Below are 7,200 nucleotides of genomic sequence, written 5' to 3'. Positions count from 1 at the left end.
ATGGCTCTTCTCAGGAAATGGAGGGCGTAGAAGCCAAGCGTTCCGTCGAGCAGCAGGCAAGACTAAGGCGGCTTTGGGCCGCCAGGGTGGCGAGGAGGAAAATTGAACTCGCCCTATGCCTGTTTCATGAGGCAGCCACAAATCGGCAGCTTTGGGTCGAAGAAATAGCTGATAAAATCACTGACATCCGTCCGCCGGCCCATGGTCACCCATAGCGCAATTAGAAATGGGCTTTGGCCTGCTCCTCCGGGTGTTCAGGGACCTGTGGCTGAAAAGGGCCGTACAAATGGTTCAGCCGACCTCTTTCACGAAGCGCAGTCTGCCTCGAAAGCCTCCCCCGCCCTAAAGCTAGATCACTCCGCCAGCCGATAGTGATCGATGTGGAGATTGTCTTCCATGCCTCGCTCGTCACAGGCCATCATTTCCATGTTGGAGGTGCCGTCGATCTTCCCGCCTGCGATGATTGAGGCGCCTTTCCCGAGCGCGTTGGATGTGAAAATAGCATCACCCCGAGTAATGATCTGCCCCCCGTGCATCTGCATGTTGCTCGAGAAGCTCACTCCGCCGATGGCGAGCAGCTGGGTGAGCTGCCCCACCTGAGTGCTCCAGGTCAATTGTTAGTGCATGGTCGGTCTCCGGTCGATGGGCACGATGTTTTCCGGTGCCGGCGGGCGGTATTCCCAAGGCGCTGTGCGGTCGCACGGTGTTGTAGTGCCTCCGCCATCGCTCGATCAGGATCTGCGCCTCGCGCAGTGAGTAGAAGATCTCCCCATCGAGCAGCTCGTTGCGGAAGCGGGCGTTGAAGCTCTCGCAATAGCCGTTCTCCCAAGGTGATCCGGGTTCGATGAAGGCGGTCTTGGCACCGACGGCTGGTCTGCCCCCACTGAAGTGCTCCGCCCACTGAGATAGATTTATCTCGTCAGGAGGAGGACGAAGCGATGGGTGGAAAGCGCGAGAAGCCCGAGGACATCGTGCTGAAGCTGCGGCAGATCGAGGTGCTGCACAGCCAAGGCATGCCGGTTGCCGATGCGGTGCGCCAGGTCGGGATCACGCAGCAGAGCTACTACAGGTGGCGGCGGCAATACGGCGGCATGAGCCGGAGCCAGCTGAAGCGGCTGAAGGAGCTCGAGAAGGAGAACCAGCGGCTCCGGCGGGCGGTCTCCGATTTGACGCTCGACAAGCTCATCCTGGCCGAGGCGGCGCGGGGAAACTTCTGAGCCCCTCGCGCCGCCGCCAGTGCGTCGACCATGTGCGGCAGGAGCTGGGGGTGTCCGAACGCCGCGCCTGCCGCACGCTGGGCCAGCACCGCTCCACGCAGAGAAAGGTGCCGCGTGGCCGGCCGGACGAAGCGCGCCTGACGGCGGACATCATCGAGCTGGCGCGCCAGTATGGCCGCTACGGCTACCGCCCGATCGCCGCGCTGCTGAACCAGTCCGGCTGGCGGGTGGACCTCAAGCGGGTCGAGCGCATATGGCGGCGCGAGGGGCTGAAAGTCCCGCAGAAGCAGAAGAAGCGAAGCCGGCTGTGGCTGAGCGACGGCTCGTGCGTCCGTCTGCGGCCAGAGCGACCGAACCACCTCTGGTCCTACGACTTCGTCCAGGACCGGACGCATGACGGCCGAGCCTACCGCACCCTCAATATCATCGACGAGTTCACGAAGGAGGCGCTGATGATCCGTGTCGACAGAAAGCTCAACTCCACCGACGTGGTCGATGCCCTGACGGACCTGTTCATCCTGCGCGGGCCGCCCGAGTTCATTCGCTCAGACAATGGCCCCGAATTCGTGGCCACGAAGGTGCGGGACTGGATCGAGGCCGTCGGTGCCAAGACCGCCTTCATCGAACCCGGATCGCCTTGGGAGAACGGCTACTGCGAAAGCTTCAACGCCCGCTTCCGCAACGAGCTGCTCGACGGAGAGATCTTCTACACGCTGCGCGAGGCTCAGATCCTGATCGAGCGATGGCGGAGGCACTACAACACCGTGCGACCGCACAGCGCCTTGGGAATACCGCCCGCCGGCGCCGGAAAGCGTCGTGCCCGTCGACCGGAGGCCTGACCTGCTTCCGGGAAACTGGACCGCCGGCTCTGGGAAAAGTCTCGTAAACTGCCGGGCAGGCAACGCGAGGAAGACCGATGCGGACATCTCGGTTCAGCGAACAGCAGATCGCCTTCATCCTGAAGCAGGCGGATGACGGGCTTAGCGTCGAGGAGGTCTGCCGGAAGGCCGGCATCTCCCAGCAGACCTACTATCGATGGCGCAAGAAGTATGGCGGGCTGATGCCCTCCGAAGTGAAGCGGCTGAAGATGCTCGAGGACGAGAACAGCCGCCTGAAGCGGATGGTGGCGGACTTGTCGCTCGACAAGGCGATGTTACAGGACGTGCTGCAAAAAAAGCTGTAGCGCCTGCGCGGGGCCGGCAGTTGGTCGACTACCTCCAGGGCGCGTTCCGGGTCTCGATCCGGCGCGGTTGCGCGCTCCTGGGCTTGCAGAAATCGACCTATTACTACCGGGCACGCCGACCCTCGCAGGCGGCATTGAGACTGCGCATTCGCGAGATCGCGGAAACGCGGGTGCGCTACGGTTACCGGCGCATTCATGTATTGCTGAGACGAGAGGGCTGGGCCGTGAATGCCAAGCGCGTCTACAGGCTATATTTCGAGGAAGGCTTGCAGATTCGAAACAAGCGGCCGAAACGCAAGGTCGCCGCGAAGCTGCGGGAGGACCGGCGCCCGGCCAGTGGGCCGAACGATGTCTGGGCGATGGACTTCCTGTCGGACCAGCTCTTCAACGGCTCGAAAATCCGAGTGCTGACCATCGCCGATGCCTTCACGAAGCTGTCTCCGGCCATCGACGTGCGGAGCCGCTACACAGCTGCGGACGTGGTCGCCACGCTCGAACGTGTCACGCGCGAGCATGGCATCCCCCGCTCGATCCGGGTCGACCAAGGGCCGGAATTCATCTCCAAGGACTTCGATCTCTGGGCCTGGATGAACGGCGTCATCCTCGACTTCAGTCGGCCTGGAAAGCCAACGGATAACGCTTTCGCCGAGGCGTTCAACGGGAAGGTCAGGGCCGAGTGCATCGACCAGAACTGGTTCTTGTCCGTCGAGGACGCCCGGCTAAAATGCGAGGCATACCGCCACGAGTATAATCACGAGCGACCGCACAGCTCGATCGGCAACAAGACCCCGATCGAGTTCATGAAAGCCATCAGCATCACCTGCCCGTTGATGGCTTAGAAGACGGGAAAGACCTCAGGGCCGCGGTCCAGCGTTCGGGGCAAGTCCAGGCCGACCATGCCCTAACAATTAACCTGGAGCACTCAGTTGGGGCAGCTCACGGCACCGGGGCGCGCGACCATCACGATCCCGATAAAGCCGAGGATCGCCGCGATGGCGCGCGGCCGTGTCAGCCTTTCGCCCAGAAGCAGCGGCGATAGCACCAGCACCCAGAGCGGTGCGGTGAACTCGAAGGCGAAGACCTGCGCCAACGGCAGCGCAGCGAGCGCGTAGAACCACAGGTTCTGGGCGCTGAAATGGGCGATGTTGCGCGCCAGATGGAGGCCGGGGCGGCGCGGTGTCACCTCGTGCCAGCGGCGCCCAAAGCTCAGGACGAGGGCGACGATCACCATGCCGATCAGGGACCGCCAAGTCATGATCTCGAAGGTGTCGAGCTCGATCGACACAGCCCGGCCCGCTACCGCCATCGAGGTAAAGGCCGTCACGGCGCCCATCATCCAGAGGGCTGCACGCAGCGGCGCCGTATCCAATGGCCGGGCAATGCTGGGGGTCATCTCTTGGTGCTCCTCAACCGCAGCATGGATTTTTAGGTTTTGGTAGTATGGGTCGCTGGAGTTGCACAATATCTCGGACAAAAGACGCCATCTTATATCGATGGCAGAGTGCGCCGAGATCGCCCGCTAAATTTAGAGACCGGCCTATACCTTACTGAGCGTCGTTCCCGCCACCACAGCTTTGATGTTGCGCATTTTCAGCAGCAGCGCCGCCAATGGACGGGCCTCGCGCTTTAAGGATCGTCTCATTGGGCGCAGTCTCGGGGTCAAGGGCGATTTCGGCGCCGGAACTGGTGATGACGGTCAGTGGCAAGGATCGTTAGCAGGGATGGCCTGTGGCCTCGTCTTCGACGTTCCAGTGTATATTGAGACGCTCAGCTCGGCCGGAACACTGCTTCCCAGCAACATCATTGCCACCGGCACGCTGGTCAGGAGGCATTGGCTACTAGTCGCCGAATTACCTGAAGCCAAGCGACGAGGTGGCGATTTCGATCACCGGGCTCGCCACGCTAACGAACCCGATCGGCTGAGACCGGCCTAGACGATTGCCTGGCGAGACCGGGACGGCGGCTTCGCTGACTAGAGCCTGAAGCCGTGCATCGGCGCAGGCGGCTGCTGCGGCACCCCGGACAGGACGTCTCCTGCGTGCCGGTGCCCGGGGCGAGGCCGGGCGACAGGCTGTCGATGTCGAAAGAGAGGTAGACCGGCGCGTCGCCCACGAGGTCGCGGACCGGTGTCATCAGCCCGTCCAGTGAGCGACTGCGGATTCCCTCTGCGGGGACGACCCTCCAGTCCTGCTCGCGGCCCCACGCGAAATCGCCCGGCGCGTAGCCCGACCCGCGCAAGCCGATCTGCACAACCTTGTCGTTTTGCAGGCAACCATTCTCCCTGGCGCGGCGGAACGGCGTGCCATGCGCGCGGTCGAGTTCTCCTCGAGCCGCCAGGGCGACAGCCCGCTGCTGCCGGAGCTGCTGGCGCAGATCCCGCTGGAGGAGACGATCGGCCAGGCTATCACGTCCGAAGTCGGGTAGAGGCCAAGATAAACCGCCTGAAGCTCTTCCGCGAGAGGATCATGTCACGAGATCCCGACTGCCAAACTGCCAAGATCCATATCCGCATTGCCACCCTGAACCACTTCTCGGCCCTCGGCAGGGCCGAGATCGAAGCCATCTGCTGAAGAAAGGTGAGAAAAGGGGGCAGTCATGCCAAGGCTGCTTTGTGCAACATCGCCACGGAAATCTTCCATGTTCCCCCTTACGCACGTGAGGGTCTTGGTCTTGCCGTTGGGAGCGGTCCATGCCGATACGACCAACGGTCGCGGCTACGCCCGGGCATCTGGCCAAGCGATACCGGGAGGAGATGATCCGTAGCCGGCTCTCGGTCGTAAAGCTCGCAGGGTCAGGCTAAATCTGATTACGGCGCGTCGGTCGTGCCGAAACGCTTGGCTTGCAGATGGTCGGCCGAGGCGATCCGGTTTCGGTCGCCCTCCCAGTAGGCGATCTTCAGGACATATTTAGCATATACACCGAAATCTACATGTCTGTAGTATATTGCTTATGCTACACGCATGGCATAAGGCTCCGATGCTACAAGCATGGCATGAGAGGCGGAAATGGACGTAACCGTATTCCGAGACGTGAAAGCCCTGAGCCAGCAATTGCGCCACGCGCGCAAGGCGAAGGGCTGGTCGCAAGGCGATCTCGCCCAGCGGGCCGGCACGGATCCGCGCCAGATCTCTCGGATCGAGACGGCGGCTCATGAGCCGAAGCTGAGCCTGCTGCTTGCCGTGCTGGCGGCGCTCGAACTGGACCTCGGCCTCGTGCCTCGGCGTGGGGCGTCCTCGCAGACGGCGCGACCCAGGCCCGAGGACATCTTCTGATGGGGCGCAGATCGCTCACCCGCACGCTCGACGTCTATCTCAACGGGCGGCTTTCGGGATATTATGGCTATCGCCCCTCCGTCGGCGCGAGCTTTCGCTACGACGAGGCCTGGCTCAGCTGGGAATTCCGCTTTCCAATCTCGCGCGCCCTGCCCCTGGTGTCGTCGACTCAGACCGGAGACCACGTGGACGCAGTCTTCGAGAACCTGCTTCCCGATGTGCCCGAACTGCGACGGGCGATCGCCGAGTGCACGGAGGCGCGCAGTGATCGGACTCACGACCTCCTTGCCGCGATCGGTCAGGACTGCGTGGGGGCCATGCAGTTCCTGCCGCATGGGGTGACGCCGGCCGACCCGTTTCGGATCGAGGGCACGCCGCAGGCCGAGGCCCAGATCGCGGAGACGCTCAGATCGCTCAGCACGACGCCGCTCGGCATCAATCCGGAAGAGCCCTTCCGGATCTCGCTGGCGGGCGCGCAGGAAAAGACGGCCTATCTCTGGCATGAGGGTGCCTGGCTGAGGCCGACCGGGCTAACGCCGACGACGCATATCTTCAAACGCCCCATGGGCGTGGTCGGCGGCGGTCTCGACCTCACCCGCAGCGTCGAGAACGAGTTCTTCTGCCTGCTCTTGGCACGGGAAATGGGGCTCGAGGCGACCCAGGCCGAGATCCACCATTTCGAGGAGCAGACCGCGCTCGTGGTCGAGCGCTTCGACCGGCGGCCGCGGCGGGCGGGCGGACTGGTGCGCGTCCCGCAGGAAGATTTCCTGCAAGCCATGGGCCGCTTTTCCGGGCAGAAATATCAGCAGCATGGCGGGCCTTCGATGGCGGAGTGCTTCGCGCTGCTGCGGCAGTCCGACGATCCGATCGCGGATCAGGCCGCATTCCTGAAGGCACAGCTCTTCAACTGGATGATCGCCGGTATCGACGGGCATGCGAAGAACTTCTCGATCTTCCTCGAAGGAGACGGTTTCCGGCTGACCCCGCTTTATGACATCATAAGCGCGGCGCCGCAGCAGCTTCGCTCGACGTTCCGGCACAAGGATCTGCAACTGGCCATGTCGGTGGGGCGGCGTGGTCATTACCGACTGGATCGGATCGTGCCGCGTCATTTCGACGAGACGGCACAGAAGGCCGGCGTGCCCATGGAAGCACGACGACGCGCGTTCAGAGACCTTGCAGCAGCAACGCCCGAGGCGCTCCGCCGCGCCCCTGAACAGCTGCCCGAGACATATCCCGCGGAGATCGCGGAGCAGATCGTGGCCTATGCCATGGATCGCCTGAGGCTGTTGAAGGGCTATGCCGAGAGCTTGGAGTAGACCCGGCACGAATGCGCCGAAACGGACGGTATTTTCGTCCGGGCTTAAGTAGCGGCCTGAAGCCGAAGCGCGGGGGACCGAGAGCATTCCGTGCTGACGGGGAAATCAGTATCGAACGCTCTCACCTTCGATGGAGCCTTCCAATCGGTCGAGAACTTCGCTGAGAGGCCGATTGCGCGGACGTGGCAGCGTGGTTTCTCCGTTTCAAA

At 62.9% G+C, this 7,200-nt stretch carries 7 protein-coding genes and 3 pseudogenes; 6 read left to right on the top strand and 4 right to left on the bottom strand.

Annotated elements, in window-relative coordinates; genetic code table 11:
• A partial coding sequence (locus FHS00_RS17605) for a hypothetical protein (RefSeq protein ID WP_221188900.1) occupies positions 1 to 215 on the top strand: 215 nt, incomplete at its 5' end.
• Positions 216 to 353: 138 nt separating this feature from the next.
• Here the strand turns inward: FHS00_RS17605 and FHS00_RS17025 are convergent.
• Positions 354 to 596, bottom strand: a complete 243-nt coding sequence (locus tag FHS00_RS17025; RefSeq protein ID WP_183475291.1) for a hypothetical protein — start codon at positions 594 to 596, stop codon at positions 354 to 356.
• Positions 597 to 617: 21 nt separating this feature from the next.
• A pseudogene (locus FHS00_RS17020) lies at positions 618 to 870 on the bottom strand (integrase core domain-containing protein); the annotation flags it as partial.
• Positions 871 to 938: 68 nt separating this feature from the next.
• On the opposite strand from FHS00_RS17020, the pseudogene FHS00_RS17015 reads away from it, so the two are divergent.
• Positions 939 to 2,039, top strand: a pseudogene (locus FHS00_RS17015) (IS3 family transposase); the annotation flags it as partial.
• Positions 2,040 to 2,133: 94 nt separating this feature from the next.
• Positions 2,134 to 3,239 (top strand): IS3 family transposase gene (locus FHS00_RS17010; protein ID WP_183475290.1). Its coding sequence is split into 2 segments (ribosomal slippage): positions 2,134 to 2,386 and positions 2,386 to 3,239, totalling 1,107 coding nucleotides; the frame shifts between segments, so codons are not numbered across the junction.
• An 83-nt stretch (positions 3,240 to 3,322) separates the two neighbouring features.
• Here the strand turns inward: FHS00_RS17010 and FHS00_RS17005 are convergent.
• Positions 3,323 to 3,793, bottom strand: a complete 471-nt coding sequence (locus FHS00_RS17005; RefSeq protein ID WP_183475289.1) for a DMT family transporter — start codon at positions 3,791 to 3,793, stop codon at positions 3,323 to 3,325.
• Between the two features lie 509 nt (positions 3,794 to 4,302).
• Complete coding sequence (locus tag FHS00_RS17000; protein ID WP_343064616.1) at positions 4,303 to 4,650, bottom strand: arginase family protein; 348 nt, start codon at positions 4,648 to 4,650, stop codon at positions 4,303 to 4,305.
• A 54-nt stretch (positions 4,651 to 4,704) separates the two neighbouring features.
• On the opposite strand from FHS00_RS17000, the pseudogene FHS00_RS16995 reads away from it, so the two are divergent.
• The 3 genes and pseudogenes from FHS00_RS16995 to FHS00_RS16985 form a co-directional block, all read left to right on the top strand.
• Positions 4,705 to 4,970, top strand: a pseudogene (locus FHS00_RS16995) (IS5/IS1182 family transposase); the annotation flags it as partial.
• A 435-nt stretch (positions 4,971 to 5,405) separates the two neighbouring features.
• The gene (locus FHS00_RS16990) at positions 5,406 to 5,672 is read left to right on the top strand and encodes a helix-turn-helix domain-containing protein (protein ID WP_183475288.1); all 267 of its coding nucleotides are present in this window, start codon (positions 5,406 to 5,408) and stop codon (positions 5,670 to 5,672) included.
• Positions 5,672 to 6,991, top strand: a complete 1,320-nt coding sequence (locus tag FHS00_RS16985; protein WP_183475287.1) for a type II toxin-antitoxin system HipA family toxin — start codon at positions 5,672 to 5,674, stop codon at positions 6,989 to 6,991. The genes FHS00_RS16990 and FHS00_RS16985 overlap by 1 nt, the downstream gene beginning before the upstream one ends.
• Positions 6,992 to 7,200 lie beyond the last annotated feature (209 nt).

This window comes from Limimaricola variabilis (genome assembly GCF_014195545.1).
In the GTDB taxonomy this organism is placed as follows: Bacteria; Pseudomonadota; Alphaproteobacteria; order Rhodobacterales; family Rhodobacteraceae; genus Limimaricola; species Limimaricola variabilis.
This window is presented reverse-complemented; position numbering and strand designations above follow the sequence as displayed.